Here is a 19198-nt window from a genome sequence, read left to right on the forward strand (position 1 = left end):
GTATTTGCTTAACTAGGTGAATTAAAGATAAGGGGAAGGTGTGTACGTATGTCTACAAAAAAACAACTATGCATTGGGCTATGTTTGATTTCTAGAAAGAAAGAACAAGAGAATAAGTTTGATTCAGGAATCGATGAACAAGTAGAGTTAGCACAACTGGCAGAGAAGGCTAAGTTAGATTTTGTTTTTAAAGCAGATTATTTAGTGGCACATCCAGATTTAATTGCACGTAATAAGGGGAATGTAATTTTAGATCCAACATTACTTTTTACTGCTATTGCGTATGCGACAGAAAAAATTGGAGTCGTTACGACCGCTTCAACATCATTTTATCCACCATATATACTAGCGAGGCAACTACAATCTTTAAATTGGATTAGTAACGGCCGCGTAGGATGGAACATTGTCACATCAATTGATGGTGCTGAAAACTTTGGTGAGGCAGGGATGCCACCATCTGAGGAACGATATGCGAAAGCGGCAGAATGTACAGAGTTAGTAAGAAAACTTTGGAGGAGTCATCCTTATGAAGTTTTGAAAGAAGACAACGCAGACGTAATTAGAGAAATGGTACAGCCAATTGAGCATCGTGGTGAACATTTTGAGGTGAAAGGTCCACTTAATATCCCTCAGCATATTTCTGGGGAAATGCCTTTATTTCAAGCGGGTGCTTCAGAGTCTGGCCGGAATTTCGCTGCTTCTGTTGCGGATGCGATTTTTGCCGCAATGCCAGATGTAGAATCAGGAATCGAACTTCGTCAAGATTTAAGAAGAAGAGCAGAAAAGCATGGCCGAAAGCAAGATGATATACGTGTATTGCCTGGTTTATATTTCTTTATTGGTGATTCATATGAAGAAGCACTAGAAATGCACAGGCAAGCTCATCAACATCTTACAAAAGAGAAGAGGTACGCTTTACTCGAAATGGTTCTCGGATTAGATGTTAGAGGGATGCCATTAGAAAGTAAGGTTACTGAACATATGCTACCAAGTAGGAATCAAACTGTACGTAGTAAAACACATGCCGAATTATTACGAAATTTCATCATTAAAAATGAACCAACTGTTGAGCAAATATTAGAACGACCAGAAGTTGTTGGTTCTGCTCATTGGGTCGCTATTGGAACACCACAAGACATTTTTAAACAAATTATGGAAATATTTGAAGCGGGAGCACTAGATGGATTCATTGCAATTCCAGGCGGACCTCCTAAATCATTGGATTTATTCTTTAGTGAAGTGATTCCTTTATTCGTGAAAGCAGGTGTATTTAGAGAAGAGTATACAGGTTCAACTTTACGTGAGCATTTGGAGGGTAATATATCAAATTGTTTGCAGTTAAAATAATAGGAACATTATGTACAAAAAGCCTTTTAAAAGAAGGCTTTTTCATTTGTGTTTTAAAATTCAGAATCATCAGTTGACTATAAGGGACTTCTTTTCTATATTAGTAGGTATAACAATAACTACTATCAGAAAATGGAATTAGAGCTATATAGATTGTGAGGGATTACTGATGGATGAAATAATAAAGAAATTGGTTTCTCCCAGTATGAATATAAAGCTTATATAGGTTTATTAAAACATTACCCAGAAACTGGTTATGAAGTGAGTAATCAAACAGGCGTACCTCGTTCCATGATTTACGAGGTGCTCGGCAAGTTGATGGATAAAGGTGCAGTGCATTTAGTTCCTTCTAAACCAGTAAAATATGTACCTGTAGCAGCAACTGAATTAATGGATCGAATGCGAAAAGATTTTGAAAGGTCCTTTGAATTGTTAGACCGAAAATTAAATTATTTAGAACAGGAGCGACAAATGGATGTAATTATAAATCTAGTTCATGTCGTAACAGGAAAACGTAGTATGGAAGAAATGGGGGGAGAGAAAGGTGAATAAAGCTCAGGCACATATGACATTACAGAGCGATGATACATTTCAACAAGGTGTAAAGGATTGTTTACCAACTGTATTTGGATATTTGAGCATTGGTATAGCGGCTGGTGTAATTGCGAAAACAGCTGGTTTCTCCATCATTGAAATTGCTTTTATGTCCACTTTAATTTATGCAGGTTCTGCTCAATTTATATTAGCAGGTATGTATGCTGCCGGTGCTCCTGCCTCGGCAATTATTTTTACCGTATTTTTTGTTAATCTACGGCACCTTTTAATGAGCGCTGCGCTTGCGCCCTACTTCACGAAAATTCCTCTATTTAAAAACTTAATAATTGGTTCGCAAATTACAGATGAAACTTTCGGCGTTGCAGTGCAGCAAGCAGCGCAAAAAGGTTATTTAGGTGAAAAGTGGATGCTAGGATTAAACGTAACAGCATATTTAAATTGGATTATCGCTACAATTATTGGCGGACTCTTTGGTGAATGGATACCAGATCCTCATACGTACGGGATGGATTATGCCTTGCCAGCAATGTTTATTGGATTATTTGTTCTCCAGCTTATAAGTAGTAAACCGAAACTAGCAATTCATCTTACTGTTGCGGTTGTAGCTATTGTTATTGCATACGTTTCACACATTTTTATGCCAGATAGCATAGCAGTTATTATCGCAACGCTGTTAGCTGCGACGATTGGAGTGGTGATTGAGAAATGGAAATGAGATTAGACGTATTATTACTTTTATTAGCAGCAGGAGCAGTTACACTTGTGCCTCGTATATTACCTCTTCTCGTATTTAGCAAATTGCAAATTCCAGATTGGGGCTTAAGATGGTTAAATTACATACCAATCGCAATATTAGCAGCACTTTTAGCGCAAGTATTATTTATGCACGAGACAGTGCAGTGGGATTATATCATTGCGGCAATTCCGACATTTTTCGTAGCGATATATACTCGTAGTTTATTAGGAACAGTATTAACAGGAGTCATTGTAATTATTTTGTTACGTTTATTTTTCTAAAAAGGATTCAGCTCATATAATAGCGAAAGGTGTAATAACATGAAATATATAGGGGTGGTGTTATGATACTTTTAACGATAGGCGCTATTTTATTAACGGTATTCATTTTCTTTATTATCGTTTTTATTACGTTTATGATGGTTGTTGATAAGGCGACACCTCAAATTTATTACACACCTTGTGAATCAGTAACAGTGAAATCTAAAGGTAAACATAGAAGGAAGAAAAGTTGATATTGGGCTTTTCTTCCTTCTGTTTTATCTGATTTTTCTGTATAATTTAAGTTAGTTATTCAACTAACTTAAAAAGTGGTGATATAAATGGCTAAACCGAATGTTGTTAACAAACAGAAGTTGCTAGAAGCAACAAAAGAAATTATTGCAGAGCACGGAATGGAAAAATTAACGTTAAAAGCAGTTGCAGAGAATGCTAAAGTTACACAGGGAACCGTATATTATCATTTTAAAACGAAGGATCAATTATTACTTGAAGTGACTGAATCGTTTTGTAAAGCATCGTGGGAACAAATAGGAAGGGATGTACAGCTAGAAAAGGCTTTACAATCGGCCAAAAGTAGATGTGTGAAAGATTCAATGTATCATCATTTGTTTTTTCAATTAGTAGCTAGTGGACTACAAAATGATGCGATGAAAGATAAAATTGGTGAACTGTTACATTATGAAAATCAAGAATTAAAAAGAGTTTTAGATAAAAAAGTAGGAGGTGCAATTACGTCTCAAATTTCAGCTGAAACGTGGAGCATTTTATGTAATGCATTAATTGACGGATTGGCATTGCAAGCTTTATTCAATCAATCTTTTTCTACAGAAAGAATATATGACGATTTGTCTTTGCTTTTAGAAACATTTATGAGATTGCAAAAGGGAGGGAATGGTAGTGAATAAAAAATTATGGATTACCATTTTGTTTTCTGTCGGTATTTGGTTTGTTGCTTCAGCGTTTTTTATTGTCCTCGGTTCTTCAGTTTTAGAAGAGTACACATCAAGTAAATTTTTTCTACACATGACCTTTCTAGAATTAGGAACGGCAGTAGCAATTTATTTTGTGATGTGGTTATATGAAAAACTAGACTCCTCGAAATATGCAGTTATTAAGTTAGGTATATGCGGTACAGCAATTGGATTAATTTTAGATTCTTACATCTTGTATAATTCTTCTAGCATACTTTCACAATTATCCTCACAGCAAATCATATCATTTACCATTTGGATGGTTATTGCTTATGCTTTATATTTAATAATTCCTTTAGTCATGGAACGAAAAAAACTGTTGTAAAGAGGTTTTTATCCTCTTTACAACAGTTACATTCCCGAAAGAACTAACAACAATAATCCAAATAGAAAACTAATAAAAGAAAGGAAACCGATAGATATGGAAAAAATACGATTGTTCTTCCATTCGCGTGCGAAAACGATAAAGCCTAAAACGCAAAGGAAAAACCAAATAGGTAGAAATATAAATCGACTAACTTTCTCAGGTAGTAATGAATAAAAATTTGTTAAATATAATATCCAATTCGCAAAAAATAGAGCACATACGATGAATGATTGTAAGTATGGTCGGTTTAGAAAAGTGCCTTTTTTAACCGTCATAAAAATGAGAGCTAACGCTGAAATGAAGGGAATTATTATGAATATGAGTAAAAGTAATGTAAGTGACATGTAAAACTCCTTTATCATATTGTTTGCGTAAGAAACGAATCTATTAGGTTGTATGCTTGCTTTGTAGAGTGCTCGTTATATTTTTCAGTGTACGGATTTAAAAATCCATGTTCACCGTGTAGTTGATTTATTTCTAATAAAGGGTTATTTTGTTGCTGCAATGTTTGCATTAAGGAGGATACTGAAAAACTAGCTTCTTGTTCAGGGAAAATAAGTAAGGTAGCACATGTAGGTTTAATATGAACATAGTCACGTATACGGGAACCGTAACACCCAATAATAAAATCTATTTTTGAATTGTTACTACAGAGCCAAGCGATTGTTGCCCCAACGCTAAAACCGAGAAGTCCTATATGTGTATAACTACTAGAAAGGCTAGTAATGAGTTCTTCAATTTGCTCTTTTCCATCATCAAATCCAATGTGATTCATAAAATGCTGATATGCTTTTTCTTCATCATTATAATGAAATGCATGTTGTGATTGTAGAAGGTTAGGACAAAATACATTTATATGAGATGAAGTGAAGCGGTCTATAACGTGCTGCATATGATCGTTTACACCGTATATTTCATGAAGAGCAACGAGAGCTAATTTTTTCTTCATGGTTACAATGTACCTCTATGAAATTTATATTCTTTCTCAACAAGGCAGATGCGCAGGTGGAAGTTTTCATACCATTGCTCACGGCCTCTTTTTTTCGCTTCTTTATGTAAGGTGTTCTTTTTCCAATTTTCAATTGCTTCAAGTGACTCCCAATAAGAAATTGTAATGCCGAGTCCAGAATTATCACGTGCGCTTTCGACACCTAAAAATCCAGGTTGTTGTTTCGCAAGCTCCTCCATTTTTTCGGCAACAGCATTATAGTCTGTTGTATCATTCGATAGATTAGAAGTGAATATAACTGCATAATAATGATTCGTTTTTTGTGGAGCATTTTCCATATGAATTCCCCCTTTAATAAGTATTTTAGCATGTAATAAAAAGAAAAGAAGCATGGGCTTCTTTTCTTTTTAGGTTGTAAATTTTAATCCAACACACTTGTGCTTCCTTCTGTTGATTATTACATTCACTCATTGTTATTTGTATATTTTTGTCAACTGGTTCTTCTTGCGGAAGAATCAGTATAAGGATTGGATAATGTTATCAATGTGTAAACGGTATATGTTGAGTAAATAGCCTTTGCTAGATTATACAGAGTGGATAAATGAAGGAAAGGTATAATGACAGAATAAAAAATGATTGAATTATCTGAAAAACAAAAATAACAAGACGACTATAAAAATCTCCCAATTATGTTAATATAGTATATGAATAGAATGTTTTTTAAATTGAGTGTAAGGAGGTGGAGGCGTTGAGTCACAATAGGGTGAAAAATAAAAAAATAATAAAATTAATTGTAGTATGGATGAGTATATTTTTAATACTATCGCCATTGCATTTTTTTAGTACACCAGAGAATGTAAAAGCAGAGATTACTGAAGATGAAGGCTTTAATGAGCCAACCTATCAATCTATACATAAAGGTGATATGTATTCTACCGGTAATGTGAATTTAGGTATTAAAGCCACTGAAGCTCAGAAGAAAACGGCATTGTATTCGGATATAACTTATACTTCGGGTACAGCACCTAATGGCTATACACGTGAACTAATTGATGTAGATGACGATCCAACGACTACAAATTCATCTAAAGCATATATCCCTGTTCCAGAGGGGGCTGAAGTTGAATGGGCAGGATTATATTGGAGTTCGACGCGTTATGAATTAACGCTCCCGCAATATATAGAACCAGTTAAGTTTACCACTCCGTCAGGAATAAGTTTTCCAGTATCACCAAGTTATACGTATTACGGAAGTGGTTTACTTTATGGTTTCGGTATTAATGGCACTTATTATTCTAACTATGCAGATGTTACTGAGCTTTTGAAGTCTTCTAATTCAAAAGGAGGAAGCTATACTGTAGCAAATATTCCTTACCCGAATACTAATCTTGCATATAGTTCTGGATATTATTCTTTTGCTGGATGGTACATGTTAGTAATCACGAAAGATAAGTCAAAAACAAGAAAAGCATTTACTGTTTATGATGGTGGATTGAAAAGAGCTACTGGATCTGGTGAAAAAGAGTTTACCGTGAAAAACTTTATTGCATCAAAAGCTGGAGATTTAGATCCGAAAGTTTCTATTTTTGCTGTACAAGGAGATAGATATTGGCAGGGTGATAAACTTTCTGTATATGTTGATAAAGCATGGAAAGAAATTACTGATAAATTGAACCCGGTTGGTAATATATTCAATTCGACTATTTCTGAATATGAGGAACATATGCGAGATAAGTATCCAGGTACTTTTGCTCCGGATTATAAAAATAATTTAGGAATTGATGCAGATTTAATTAAGCTACCAGCAGGATATATTAAACCAGAACAAAAAGAAATACGATTAAAGGCTGCTACATCAGGAGATGATTACGTATTAAATACACTGGCTTTCGCAGTAAACGCCACGGCACCTGAGCTTGTCATTAATAAGGAAGTATTAAATCCGAAAGAAAAGTACGAACCGGATGATGAGGTCATATATCGCTTACGTGTGAAAAATGTTGAGCCAAATTCAACTTCAGTTGATACAAAAATTGAAGATGTTTTAGACCGTCGTTTACAGTTTATACCTGGATCAGTGAAGGTTATTTCTGGCCCGAACGCGGGGGATCAAACAGATTTAGCGATGGATGATCAAGTTGATTATGATGTAAAGACAAGAAAATTAACAATAAGAATTGGTGAAGGTGCTAATGCCACGAAAGGCGGAATTTATACTGATAAAACACCTGAAACAATTGTTGAATTTAAGGCGAAATTAAAAGGAAGAAAGATAGAAAGTGAAATTCCTAATACCGCTGTTGTTCAAGGGATTGATGAGCTAACAGGGAGTCGTATTGAAGCGAATGATTCTAATAAAGTAGTCGTGAAAGTCAAACCAGAACGAAAACCTGATATAGAACAAAAAGGCAAATTGGAAGTAGAAAAATTAGCTAGAGATATAAATGGTGGAACTCTTAAAGTAGGAGAGAAACTAGAGTATACTGTTAAAGCTAAAAACAATGTGCAAAATTCTATCTTAAAATCTGTGAAAATTACAGACAAACTTCCTGAAGGTGTAGAATATGTTCCGAATACGATAAAGATAGACGGAAAGGAACAAACGGATGTAGAAGATGATGATCAGGCACATATAAAAGATGGAACGATAGTTGCTCATTTCGGTGACCTTAAAGGTGAAGAAGAGAAGGCTATTACGTTTGAAGTAGTTATAAAACAGGAAATGGCAAATAAGAAAATAAAAAATATAGCAGTAGTAGAGTCTATTAGTGTACCAGATTCAGAGAAACCAGAAGTAGAAACGTCAGTTGATCCGTTGTATGGACAACTAGATTCGAAGAAAGAAGTAACTGGTGGAGTAGATGGAAAAGTACACGTAGATGATGAGCTTGAGTATAAAATTAAACTTCAAAATAAAGTTGAAAATGGACTCATAAAAGATGTTCGCATTGTTGATAAGCTTCCTAGCGGAGTGGAGTATATAGCAGGTAGTTTGAAAATGAACGGTAATTCATTGACTGATGATGTGGATGAAGATGCAGGATCATATGAGGACAATACAGTTAAAGTAAACTTTGGTGATGTACTTGATACAGCAGAAAGAATTGTAACTTTCAAGGTGAAAGTTACAAAGGAATCGCTAAAAACAAAAGAAATAGAAAATATAGCGATTGTGGAAGGGAAAACACCAGATGGTGAAGATTTACCACCAGAAAAGCCGAATGTAAAAACGAAAGTGGAAGCGAAGGAACCAAAGGTTATAAAGACAGTTTCTGATGCAGATGAAACAGAGATAGAAAAGGCAACATTGCAAAGTGAGAATGAAGAGTTTACATGGCATGTAAACTATAATTTTGGAAATGACGTAGCAAATGTTGAAAAAATAGTATTACAAGATGATTTAGAAGATATTTTAAATGTGGTACAAGTAAGACTTGTAAATGCAAATGGTGAAGAGATACAAGTTATACCAGAAATCGATGAGCAGTCGAAAAAGGTGAAAATTGAATTGCCAAAGCGAGAAGGTAGTTACGAGTATCTAGTTGATCAAGCATATACGATGCACATTAAATCAAAGTTGGATGTAAGTAAAGGTGTGGAAGCTTTAGAAGCTTATACTGCAAAGGGTGGTATACGAAATAAAGCGGAGTTACTATTTGATCAAAAGAAAATTGTATCGAATGAAGCGTTTATCATACCACCATCTTTTGGGAAAGTTGAGATTGAGAAAGTAGATGCGAAGGATGAAAATCTCAAATTAGAAGGTGCAGTATTTCAAATGGTTGATAAAGATGGAAAAGTAGTTTCTGAATTAACAACAGATAAAAATGGCGTAGCGATTTCTAATCCGTTGTTAGTAGGGAAATATACGCTGAAAGAAGTACAAGCACCAAACGGGTACATGCTTTTGAAAGAGCCAATTGAAATTAATGTGACCAACGATGTATCTACACAAAAGATACGAATAGAAAATAATAAAAATGAGTGGATTATCCCGGAAACAGGTGGCATAGGAACAATTGTCTTTTATGTAATTGGTGGAATATTGATGTTCATTACATCTTTCTTCTTCTTTAGAAAAAGAAAGATTATGAAATAGATTAGTAGTTTGCAAAAAAAGGTAGACACAATAGGGGAGTGGAATTTGATGAAAAAGATTTTTAGCACATTTTTAATATGTATTTTAGCTTTTTCAACATTATTTAATATGACGGTTAGTGCAGAATCAAAAAGTACAGGTACTTTAGCGATTCATAAATATGAACAAGGTAAAGATGGGAAAAAAGGTGAAGTTGGAAATGGTAAAGACGGACAAAGCGTGCCGGAAGGGGTAAAACCTTTAGCTGGTGTAACGTTTGAAATTAAACGTATCGCATCATTTGAACAAACTTCTGATGGAAAAGTGATAAAAGAAAATATTAGTAAAGTAACGGATAGTACTATTACAAAAGTAACAGACGCAAATGGAATGGCAGTCTTTAATAATCTTCCATTAGGACGTTATGAAGTAAAAGCTGTTAAAGGTCCAGACCATATTGAATTGGATACGAGTACTTTTATTGTTGATATTCCAATGACAAGTGCAGACGGTAAAGATTTAAACTACGATGTTCATATTTATCCAAAGAATGAAACGAAACATGGTTCAGTAGAATTAATAAAAAAAGGTGAAGAGGACAGGGTGTTACCAGATGCGGAATTCCATTTATTCAAAAAAAATGAAGATGGCACAAACACACAAGTAAAAACACCACATCCACTAGTGACAGGATCAGATGGTAAAATTCGTGTAGATTCTTTAGAGTATGGAAACTATTATTTTATAGAGGAAAAGGCTCCAAAAGGTTATTTAACAAGTAAAGAAGAATATCCTTTTTCTATTAAAGAAACTGGTAAACTAGTTAAGTTAGAAAAAGATGTAAAGAACTATAAAGAGCCTACAATTGAAAAAACGATTAACGACAGTTCAAAGAACGCGGGAATAAATCTTGAAACAGAGTATACGTATGACATTAAAACATTGCTTCCTGAGGATATTCAAACGTATAAAAATTATGTTGTTACCGATGTTTTAGATGACCGTTTAGAGGTTGTTGGGACACCGATTGTAAAGATTGATGGTAAAAAGATTGATGAGAGTATTGTAAACGTAATTGTAGCTGGACAAAAGGTTATTGCTTCAATAGAAGATTTTTCGAAAGTAACAGGTAAAGAATTACATTTGCAAATTACTGCAAAGATTAAAGGCGATGTTCAATCTGGAGTGAAAATTCCGAACAAAGCAGTACTTGATTTTGTAAACAAAGACGATGTTTCATCAGAAAAAGATGGAAAACCATCTAATGAAGTAGTGGTTACACCAACAATGGGGAATATTAAAATTGAAAAAGTCGATGGTAAGGATAACAACCTGAAGTTAAAAGGTGCAAGGTTTGAATTACGAGATAGTAAAGGTAAAGTTGTAACAGTAAAAGAGAAAAAAATGGATGATAAGACTGATGCAGATGGTATTATTACATGGAATGAAATTCCGTACGGTGAATATCAAATTGTTGAAACAGAAGCACCGAAGTATATAGATGAAGACGGTGCAGTAGAACAATATCAAAAGTTAAGAGATCCGATTGATATTAAAATTGATAAAGATCATAAAGTAATTGAGCTAAAAGTTGAGAACAATAAGAGCGGATGGATTATTCCAGCAACAGGTGGTATAGGAACAATTTTCTTCACAGTAGTTGGTCTGTTATTAATGGTGACAGCAGCGTTTATTTTCTTTAGAAAGAAACCTGTGAAGAATTCCTAATTTGATATTTTTATAATAATTGAGTTTGGAAAAGAGGAAAGGCATATTGCTTTCCTCTTTTCCACATTTTATCCGTAGTGAAAGAGGATGTTATGAGACGAAATATTATTTTTGGCAGTATATTTTTGTTAGGCTTAAGTATATTTTTATATCCGATGGTAAGTAATTGGTTTGCAACGAGAACGCACTATTCGGAAGTAAGCACGTACGATGCAGCAGTAAGCAATTTACAAAAAGAAGAAATTGAACGTAAGGAAAAAGAAGCGCGGGAATATAATGAAAAAGTTCAAAGTAAGATGCAAACATTTTCGGACCCATTTCGTGAAAATAGCGATGAGAACAAGAGTTCTTATGTAGATATGTTAAATATCGGTGATGTTATGGGATATGTAGAAATCCCTAAAATTGATGTGAATCTTCCAATTTATCAAGGAACGACTGAAGATGTGCTGAGCCGCGGGATTGGACAACTGAACGAATCTTCATTACCAGTAGGGGGAAAAAATACGCATACAGTTTTAACGGGGCATCGTGGCTTACCGTCAGCACTAATGTTTACTCATTTAGATAAAGTTGAAAAGAACGATATATTTTATATTCATTCATTAGATAAAGTACTTGCCTATAAGGTAGATCAAATAAAAGTTGTATTACCAAATGAAACAGAAGATTTATTAGTTGTACAAGGTCAAGATTATGCAACATTAATTACATGTACCCCTTATGGAGTGAACACGCACAGGTTACTAGTGAGAGGACACCGGGTTCCATATGATGCTGGAGAAAAAGAAATGATTACAAAACCTTTCATTTTAGAAGATTGGATGATTGTTTTTCCTATTGTTATCATTTGTATCGTCCTTCTAATGATTTATTTGAAAAAACGAAAATAGTATGTATTGAGTGGTGAGTATGTGAGAAGGGGATTTATAAGTTTAGTATTGTTCCTTGCAGGTTTATCTCTATTTCTATATCCATTGGTGGCTAATTATATAAACAATTATGTATATAAAACAAGAGTAATACGTTATGAAAAAATGGTTGATGATTTAAAAGTAGAAGATGTGAATGAGAAGTTTCGGAAGATGGAAACATATAATAATTCGTTAGGAAAAACTACTTTCAAAATGAGTGACCCATTTGTTAGGGATGCTGAAGTAAATAAGGAACCGTTAAATTTCATAAACAAAGATGAGATATTTGGCACGATTTCTATTCCAAAAATAAATGAGGAGTTGCCAATTTACTTAGGTGCAAGTCAAGAAAACTTAAGTAGAGGGGTAGGACAAATTGAAGGGACTTCTTTACCAATTGGTGGGAAAGATACACATACTGTATTGGCAGGACATCGTGGGTATCACGGAGCGACGATGTTTCGCCACCTTGATCGATTAAGTGATGGTGACATATTTTACGTAAATGTGCTTGGAAAGCAGCAAGTGTATAAAGTAATTGGCCGTGAGATTATTAATCCAAATCAAGTAGATAAATTAAATGTAATAAAAGGAAAAGACAAAGTTACATTGCTTACATGTGAACCATATACATCAAGTAAATATCGTTTGTTAATATATGGAGAGCGAGTAGAAACGGAGCAAAATGTAATTGAACGACAAAATAAAAGTATAGGAGACGTTAGAAGTCATGAAACAAGAGAATTATTCAAAAAACTGGCATTTGTCGCAGTGGGTCTCATTGTAATTTTCATTGGTTTGTATGGCTTATTAAAAAGGGGAAACTAGATATAAAAAAAGAAAAATGCCACTTCAGAAGGTTGAAGTGGCATTGCTTATATTTCCTCTAAGCTATTAACTGGAACTGTTAATTCGCGTCTTGGATTTGTTACTTCATATATGCGGGCGGTTTCGTTGTTTTCGTCAACGTGTTGAATCATAACAGGCATGCCTTGAAAACTGACATTGGCTTCTTCTGATGACTCTGAAAGCTCTTTTGCGCGTTGTATATTCATTTATATTCCTCCCATTATTATTATCTTTGCTAAAAAGGAGGAATAATATACCATTTCGAGACACTCTTAAAGTTTTTGTATTATTTGTAATGTTTCTTTAATAAAAGAAGAAAAGATGGAATCCGGATAAGGTTGTATCTTTTGAGCTGCTTCTGTTGCTTCTTCAAGAGCTCTTTGCTTATCGTTAAGTTTTACATAACAAAGGGCACGATATGCACCTGCCGTTGTAAGCCATGCTTGATCAAGTGGATGCATCATATAATCTGGTATTTTAGCATGTTGAAAAGCTTTCAGAGCTTCCTCGTATTTTTTTAATCCGTACAAAGCTTTTCCGGTTTCGAGGTAGTACAATCCATCCTCTTGGAAAATCGGTTCGTCTTTTAGTTTTTCTCGAAATTGTTCTACATGTTCTAATGCAATTGTATATTCTTTAGTAATCGTGTTGTAGTAATACGCTTTTAATATATCTACGATCGCAACGGATAAAGTGTCTTCAGTAAAAATGGCGAATTGCTCAGATTTCTTAATGTAATGTAAATACTGTTCTTTATCAGCCGTCATGACTTTTTGATAAGATAATATGCGATAAAATTCATCTGTTTTATAATACACTTGATGTTTTTTTGAAAATGCTAATGCTTCTAATATGATTTTTTCACATTCCTCATATTTGCCACATGCGAGTAAAATAATGGCTTCTTTTAAGCACAATCTGATATGTATAATAAGATCCATTTCTAAATGGTTCGCTTCATAATCATCTCGAATACGAGCAATAAGTTGCAAACATTCCTCATACTTTTTACGTGAGAATAACGTATAAGAGAATGTTAATTTTGTTTCAGTGCTGTCTCTGTATAAAGTATATTTTTCAAAAATAGAAGTTGCTTTTTCAACGAAAGATTCAATGTTGCAATCTTTCATTATAGCTGCTCCAGTAATAAATTGTTTATATAATCGGGCAGTATTTAAAGTGAGAGGGAGTTCCTTTTGAACGATAGGAAGTAAAGTTTCATACACCTTATCACATTTATTAGCTTTTATAAGTTGCTCCATTTTTTGAATAAGTTCTACAATTTCTCCATCATCTTCTTCTAATAAAAAACTCGTTTCACATTCAAGTTTTTCGGCAATATATTGTAAGGTTTTCATAGAAGGTGTAGCTTTTCCATTTTCAATTTGACTAAGCATACTTTTTGTCAGTTCCGAACCTGCTAGTTCGGTTTGCGTAAGCTTTTTTTCTTTTCGTAACGCCTTAATTTTTTCGCCGAGAGTTGCCATAACATTGCTCCTTTATAATTGAAAAGTTAAATGTAATTTAACTTTTTGTTGTAAAAATTGGAAAGTTGATTATATAATAAGTTTAACATAATTTAACTTTTAAGGGGAGAGTGTCATAATGGGGGATGTAAGTATAGGTCAAAATGATTCAAAAATGAAGATTGCAACGAGAAATATTATGCTAATGATGATTGGTAAAATGACATCTTTATTAGGTGCAGGTATTTATACGTTTGCAATGGGATTATACGTATTAAAGACAACGGGTTCAGGAATGGGATTTGCAACTACGCTAATTTGCGGATCAATACCAAGAATGATCTGTGGACCAATTGCAGGTGCTGTAGCTGACCGTGTGAACCGAAGATGGCTTGTCATTGGTACTGATTTATTAAGTAGCTTAACGATGCTTATTATGTTTATTCTGGCTACTATGTTTGGACCATCACTTCTGTTTATTTATGTTTCAGCAGCATTATTATCAATTTGTGCAAGTTTTTATTCTGTTGCAGTAACTTCGTCTGTTCCTAATTTAGTAGATGAGGAGCGTATTCAAAAAGCGAGTGCTTTGAATCAGACGGCAGCATCTTTATCAAATATTTTAGCGCCAATTATTGGCGGAGTTGTATTTGGTTTCTTTTCGATTAAATCGTTTTTCCTGCTAAATAGCATTACATTCTTTTTAGCGGTTATTGTGCAATTATTTATCGTATTTGATTTATATAAAAAAGAAATGACTGAAAGTAAAGAGCATTTTTTGACGAGTATAAAAGAAGGTTTTTCATATGTAAAACGACAGCATGAAATATATGGTTTAATGAAAATTGCAGTAGGGGTAAACTTTTTTGCGAGTGCACTTTTCGTTTCACTTCCGTATATTATTGTTCAAAATTTGCATTTATCCTCGAAGCAACTCGGTGTTGTAGAGGGAATGTTAGCAGTCGGGATGCTAATTGGTGCAATTGTTTTATCAGTACGTAAAGAAGTGAATAACCCGTTTCGCTCTGTTTATATTGGGCTGTTTTTATTTGCGGGCTTGAGTTTATGTACAGTCTTTCCATTGTTAGTTACCATTCCGAAAGTAGTAAGTTTTATTTACTATATCGCTTTTATGATTTTAACGGGTATATCAATGATGGTTGTAAATATACCGATGCAAGTACATATGCAAAAGACGACAGATCCAAACTATTTAGGACGTGTATTCGGTTTACTTGAAACAATTTCTACCGCAATCGCACCGCTCGGTATGATTGTATATGGATTATTATTAGATATGTTGCCGACTAGCATTGTTATGATGACATTAGGCGGAGGATTATTGTTAGTTGTATTAGTGGGAGTAAGAAAGCATGTGGCGAAAAAGCAAGTGGATGTGTCGGCCTGAAAAATAAGAAAGTAATAAAAAATTGACTGGAAACAATAAAAATGACCATATCAGTATTTTAGTTTTTGAAACTCTTTTTCATGTATGTTACAGTAAAGTGAGCAGGCAAAGAAAAGGAGAAAACATCATGAAAAAATTAAGTTTTGTAATGCTTTTTCTGTTAGTCGTAATGACTGGATGTAGTAATTATGACACGTATATTGAAACAGGTATGCAATCATTGAAAAATGAAAAATATAGTGATGCGATTATGTGGTTTGAAAAAGCGGAAAAAGAAAAATCAGGAAATGAAGCGAAGGCATATAAAGAAGTCGCTCAGTTACTAGATCACGGTGCGACAGCATTAAAAAACGGTAAGTATTCAGAAACGAAAGATATTGCAAATGAAGTATTACAAAAGAAAAAAGATGATGCACTTGAAAAGGCTGTGAAATCAAATGCAGAAAATATGCTTCAAAAAGCAAAAGACGTTGAAGAGAAAGTAAATGAAAGAGTAGCGAAAAGAAAAAAAGTAAATGAAGAAGGAATCGATAAACTAATTAAAGCTGTCGATAGTATAGATGAAGTAAAAGAAAAAGAGAAAAAAGTGTCAGAAGCATTAGATAAGGCAGAAGAGGCGCAAGCAAAAATTGAGGCTAAGAAAAATAAATAGAGTTATAGTTTAAAAGGCTGTCGTGTATAACGACAGCCTTTTAAACTATATCTGCTGATACGAACATATCATTATTTTGAAGATTTTTAGAGCGTAAACTATAAGCAACTACCTTCTTTTTATGTTGTTTGATAACATCAACATGCTCTTCATGACTATAAATATAAAATGTAAAATCCTTTTTACCACGTTTTGCATTGATAATTAAAGGAGTTCCCTCATTTTGTGGTGGTGCATAATAACGATCTAAAAATAAACCTTCGTTAAAATCAGTAATAATTTGAGATTTCTTATCGCCTTCTAAGCTATTTCCATTGATCGTTACAGTAACATTCTCTTCATCAAGTTGCGGATGTGTTTCATATCGGCTAATAATTGATTCAATAACGGAGTTTGGAAGACTAGAAACGATAATTTTAAATGCCCCAAATACAACTAACAGTACAATAAACCAAGTCGTCATATTGTATCATCCCCTTTACACTATTAAATAATATAACCCATATGGTAATAGTACATATGGTGAAGTTTTGTATATTTTGTGAAAAATTTTCCTTTTTCGAACGTTTTTTAACAAATGGAGATGTTTAAAGAATATAAGGTGATATTTGGTAGGATAAAAATATAAAGTTTTTTTATTTATTTGTTAGAAAAATCAATTTTGTTACAAAAAGTTGAAATCGAAGTATTTTAAAAGAAAAAGGTTTATAATAAAAACATAACTAATTACAAGGAAGTGTAACTATGAGTACTGTAGCTATCGTGTATGGTATTATTCTTTCCACAATTATTATTTTATTTTTCGTTGGGGTTTCACGTTATATTCATAAATGGAAAGAAGGCGTTGCGAAATTAAATCACATTGAAGAAGAACTCAGTGATTTAATGTTACATCATGGTAAGTAAAAAGTTTATTTTTTAACTAAACAATGTGAAGAATATCACAAAACATGCTCTCTTTAGGAAAGCATGTTTTTTTATTATGTGCTGAATAGGCACATATCATCTATTTTTCCCATACGATACATCGTTAAGTACAGAATGTTAGGAGCGGGAAAGAGGGATAAAATGAGTAATTCAGGTTATGTTACGGATAATAAAAATTTAAAGAAAAGCTCAGGAACTCCAAATCTTTTCTTTGATTCAAGAAAAAATGTCTTTTTTAAAAGAGACGAAAAAAATGTTGCGTATGAAGTAACGTCAACACAGTTACCGGCGATGATTGGGGGAGCATTTGTTGATTTGTTTATGACGAAGGGGCATATGCGAGAACCACATTGGCATCCGAATGCTTGGGAGTTAGATGTTGTTGTCTCAGGGGAAGCCGTTACTTCTATATTAAATCCTGAAACGAATCAATTGCAAAATTATCATTTAAAAGCGGGGCAAACTGTCTTTATTCCAATGGGATGGTGGCATTGGATCACAGCCATAACAGAAGAAGTACAATTACATTTATTCTTCAATAACGATCAGTTTGAAACAGCCGAAGGATCGGATATATTAAGGTTGACGCCGCCAGAAGTATTTCAAGCTGCTTACGGTGTAAGTGCAGAGAAATTAGCGAAAGACCTTTCGCCAATTAAAGAGTCGGTTGTAATTGGACCGCCCACAGTAACCCGCTCTAAAGGCGATATACAGGCTGACGATTCAAATATAGTAGTTACGTTAAATGGACAAATAACTTCATGTGAAATAGAATAACTCTTTCTATTATTAGGAAGAGTTATTCTATTTTGTATAAAATTGTAATTTTTTTCGATATAATTAATATATAGTAGGCAATTTGTTAGAGGAGGCATATTGTGAATATATTAAAGATGATAGGGATAATTGTGGGAGTTATTATAGTAGTTGTTATAGCTTTCTTTGCAGTTATGAAATATTATTTGTCAAAAGAAGATCCTGATTACGTATTAAACTACATAAAAGAACATAAAGGTGATGAAACATGTTCATTACTTATTAGAAAAAACGGTGAAGTAGTAACATCTGTAAATGAAAATAAAAAATTACCATTAGCGAGTATGGCTAAAATCGTAATAGCAGTTGAATTTGCTAAACAAGTGTCAGAAGGAAAAATCCGCCGCGATGAACAAATTTCATTGAAAGAACTAGAAAAATACTACGTTAAAGATACTGATGGTGGAGCGCATCCTGCATGGTTAGAAGATGCCAAATCTAGAGAGTTAGTGAAAAATGAACAAATCACTTTAGAAGAAGTTGCCAAAGGGATGATTCATTATAGTTCTAATGCAAATACAACATATTTATTAGAGAAACTTGGGATAGATAGAGTAAATGAAAGTATAAAAGAATTAGAGCTTACTAGTCATGATAAGTTCTCTTCTTATACTGCTTCACTATATATGAGAGGATATGTAGAAAAAGAGCTTCATGTACAAGAGGATCAATCGTTAGAAATGATACGTAACATGTCTAATGATGAGTATAATAAACATGTGTTACAAATACATGAATGGATGAAAGATGAAAGCGAATGGAAGAAACGTGATATACCATTAAAAGTAGATATGGAATTCCAGCGTATTTGGTCAGATCGATTAGTGAGTGCAAATGCTAAAGATTATATGAGTTTAATGGAGAAGATAAATAGTAGGGAATATTTCCTAAAGTCAATGCAAGATGAAATTGATAATGTTTTTAAAGGAACAGTTGAAAATAATAAGTTGGAATATGCTGGTCAAAAAGGTGGTTCTACCGCATTCGTATTGACAAAAAGCCTGTATAGTACGGATAAGAAGGGAAATAAGGTTGAGGTTGTAATAATGTTTAATGATATAGATAATCAAATTACATACCAAAAGCTTAGAAATAATATAGATTACTTCATTCAAGAGGTTATAACAGATGAAGAATTCAAAAGAAAGTTATAA

General features: G+C 33.7%; 21 protein-coding genes and 2 pseudogenes. 17 read left to right on the plus strand and 6 right to left on the minus strand.

Annotation, left to right across the window (positions count from 1 at the left end; translation table 11 throughout):
• Nucleotides 1-48 precede the first annotated feature (48 nt).
• From V7038_RS10610 to V7038_RS10640, 7 genes and pseudogenes are all read left to right on the plus strand, one after another.
• The gene (locus V7038_RS10610; protein ID WP_070146393.1) at nucleotides 49-1347 is read left to right on the plus strand and encodes an NtaA/DmoA family FMN-dependent monooxygenase; all 1299 of its coding nucleotides are present in this window, start codon (nucleotides 49-51) and stop codon (nucleotides 1345-1347) included.
• Nucleotides 1348-1536: 189 nt separating this feature from the next.
• A pseudogene (locus tag V7038_RS10615) lies at nucleotides 1537-1878 on the plus strand (TrmB family transcriptional regulator); the annotation flags it as partial.
• A gap of 34 nt (nucleotides 1879-1912) precedes the next feature.
• The gene (locus V7038_RS10620) at nucleotides 1913-2617 is read left to right on the plus strand and encodes an AzlC family ABC transporter permease (RefSeq protein WP_206772468.1); all 705 of its coding nucleotides are present in this window, start codon (nucleotides 1913-1915) and stop codon (nucleotides 2615-2617) included.
• Nucleotides 2608-2919 (plus strand): AzlD domain-containing protein, encoded by a 312-nt coding sequence (locus V7038_RS10625; protein WP_033710413.1) that lies wholly within the window; start codon nucleotides 2608-2610, stop codon nucleotides 2917-2919. The genes V7038_RS10620 and V7038_RS10625 overlap by 10 nt, the downstream gene beginning before the upstream one ends.
• Nucleotides 2920-2981: 62 nt before the next feature.
• The gene (locus tag V7038_RS10630; protein WP_002201013.1) at nucleotides 2982-3152 is read left to right on the plus strand and encodes a DUF3951 domain-containing protein; all 171 of its coding nucleotides are present in this window, start codon (nucleotides 2982-2984) and stop codon (nucleotides 3150-3152) included.
• An 87-nt stretch (nucleotides 3153-3239) separates the two neighbouring features.
• Nucleotides 3240-3824, plus strand: coding sequence for a TetR/AcrR family transcriptional regulator (locus V7038_RS10635; RefSeq protein ID WP_002202511.1), 585 nt, complete (start codon nucleotides 3240-3242; stop codon nucleotides 3822-3824).
• On the plus strand, nucleotides 3817-4215 hold the full coding sequence (locus tag V7038_RS10640; RefSeq protein ID WP_002149064.1) for a DUF5367 family protein: 399 nt from the start codon (nucleotides 3817-3819) through the stop codon (nucleotides 4213-4215). Before V7038_RS10635 ends, V7038_RS10640 begins: the two co-directional genes overlap by 8 nt.
• Nucleotides 4216-4241: 26 nt before the next feature.
• Here V7038_RS10640 and V7038_RS10645 read toward each other — a convergent pair whose 3' ends face one another.
• From V7038_RS10645 to V7038_RS10655, 3 genes are read right to left on the minus strand one after another with little or no spacing between them, the layout of a single operon-like run.
• Nucleotides 4242-4601, minus strand: coding sequence for a hypothetical protein (locus V7038_RS10645; protein WP_002201012.1), 360 nt, complete (start codon nucleotides 4599-4601; stop codon nucleotides 4242-4244).
• A gap of 14 nt (nucleotides 4602-4615) precedes the next feature.
• Nucleotides 4616-5206, minus strand: a complete 591-nt coding sequence (locus V7038_RS10650) for a dienelactone hydrolase family protein (RefSeq protein WP_002202509.1) — start codon at nucleotides 5204-5206, stop codon at nucleotides 4616-4618.
• Between the two features lie 2 nt (nucleotides 5207-5208).
• Complete coding sequence (locus tag V7038_RS10655) at nucleotides 5209-5544, minus strand: antibiotic biosynthesis monooxygenase family protein (RefSeq protein WP_002202508.1); 336 nt, start codon at nucleotides 5542-5544, stop codon at nucleotides 5209-5211.
• Nucleotides 5545-6008: 464 nt separating this feature from the next.
• Between V7038_RS10655 and V7038_RS10660 the strand changes: the two genes are divergently transcribed.
• The 4 genes from V7038_RS10660 (at nucleotide 6009) to V7038_RS10675 (ending at nucleotide 12754) form a co-directional block, all read left to right on the plus strand.
• Entirely contained in the window at nucleotides 6009-9305 is a 3297-nt protein-coding gene (locus V7038_RS10660; protein WP_070128201.1) for an isopeptide-forming domain-containing fimbrial protein, read from the plus strand.
• A 48-nt stretch (nucleotides 9306-9353) separates the two neighbouring features.
• A complete protein-coding gene (locus V7038_RS10665; RefSeq protein WP_283747321.1) occupies nucleotides 9354-11012 on the plus strand; it encodes a SpaH/EbpB family LPXTG-anchored major pilin in 1659 nt (552 codons plus the stop codon).
• A gap of 92 nt (nucleotides 11013-11104) precedes the next feature.
• On the plus strand, nucleotides 11105-11905 hold the full coding sequence (locus tag V7038_RS10670) for a class C sortase (protein WP_002201007.1): 801 nt from the start codon (nucleotides 11105-11107) through the stop codon (nucleotides 11903-11905).
• A 21-nt stretch (nucleotides 11906-11926) separates the two neighbouring features.
• Nucleotides 11927-12754, plus strand: coding sequence for a class C sortase (locus V7038_RS10675; protein ID WP_335470136.1), 828 nt, complete (start codon nucleotides 11927-11929; stop codon nucleotides 12752-12754).
• Nucleotides 12755-12801: 47 nt separating this feature from the next.
• Here V7038_RS10675 and V7038_RS10680 read toward each other — a convergent pair whose 3' ends face one another.
• On the minus strand, nucleotides 12802-12981 hold the full coding sequence (locus tag V7038_RS10680) for an H-type small acid-soluble spore protein (protein WP_002064678.1): 180 nt from the start codon (nucleotides 12979-12981) through the stop codon (nucleotides 12802-12804).
• Between the two features lie 66 nt (nucleotides 12982-13047).
• Nucleotides 13048-14262 carry a transcriptional regulator gene (locus tag V7038_RS10685; RefSeq protein ID WP_002201005.1) on the minus strand — a complete coding sequence of 405 codons (1215 nt, stop codon included), beginning with the start codon at nucleotides 14260-14262 and terminating at the stop codon, nucleotides 13048-13050.
• Between the two features lie 118 nt (nucleotides 14263-14380).
• On the opposite strand from V7038_RS10685, the gene V7038_RS10690 reads away from it, so the two are divergent.
• Nucleotides 14381-15649 (plus strand): MFS transporter, encoded by a 1269-nt coding sequence (locus V7038_RS10690; RefSeq protein ID WP_335470139.1) that lies wholly within the window; start codon nucleotides 14381-14383, stop codon nucleotides 15647-15649.
• Between the two features lie 127 nt (nucleotides 15650-15776).
• Nucleotides 15777-16301 (plus strand): hypothetical protein, encoded by a 525-nt coding sequence (locus V7038_RS10695; protein ID WP_335470141.1) that lies wholly within the window; start codon nucleotides 15777-15779, stop codon nucleotides 16299-16301.
• A 40-nt stretch (nucleotides 16302-16341) separates the two neighbouring features.
• On the opposite strand, the gene V7038_RS10700 is transcribed toward V7038_RS10695, so the two are convergent.
• Entirely contained in the window at nucleotides 16342-16764 is a 423-nt protein-coding gene (locus tag V7038_RS10700) for a YfmQ family protein (RefSeq protein WP_002158452.1), read from the minus strand.
• Between the two features lie 41 nt (nucleotides 16765-16805).
• On the opposite strand from V7038_RS10700, the pseudogene V7038_RS29520 reads away from it, so the two are divergent.
• The 4 genes and pseudogenes from V7038_RS29520 (at nucleotide 16806) to V7038_RS10715 (ending at nucleotide 19198) form a co-directional block, all read left to right on the plus strand.
• Nucleotides 16806-16995 (plus strand): annotated as a pseudogene (locus tag V7038_RS29520) (hypothetical protein).
• Between the two features lie 50 nt (nucleotides 16996-17045).
• Nucleotides 17046-17207 carry a hypothetical protein gene (locus tag V7038_RS10705; RefSeq protein ID WP_002158451.1) on the plus strand — a complete coding sequence of 54 codons (162 nt, stop codon included), beginning with the start codon at nucleotides 17046-17048 and terminating at the stop codon, nucleotides 17205-17207.
• Between the two features lie 162 nt (nucleotides 17208-17369).
• Nucleotides 17370-18005: a cupin domain-containing protein gene (locus tag V7038_RS10710; protein WP_002158449.1), complete on the plus strand. Its 636-nt coding sequence runs from the start codon at nucleotides 17370-17372 to the stop codon at nucleotides 18003-18005.
• A gap of 101 nt (nucleotides 18006-18106) precedes the next feature.
• Nucleotides 18107-19198 carry a serine hydrolase gene (locus V7038_RS10715; protein ID WP_335470143.1) on the plus strand — a complete coding sequence of 364 codons (1092 nt, stop codon included), beginning with the start codon at nucleotides 18107-18109 and terminating at the stop codon, nucleotides 19196-19198.

This window comes from Bacillus sp. JJ783 (assembly GCF_036963225.1).
Classification (GTDB): domain Bacteria; phylum Bacillota; class Bacilli; order Bacillales; family Bacillaceae_G; genus Bacillus_A; species Bacillus_A cereus_U.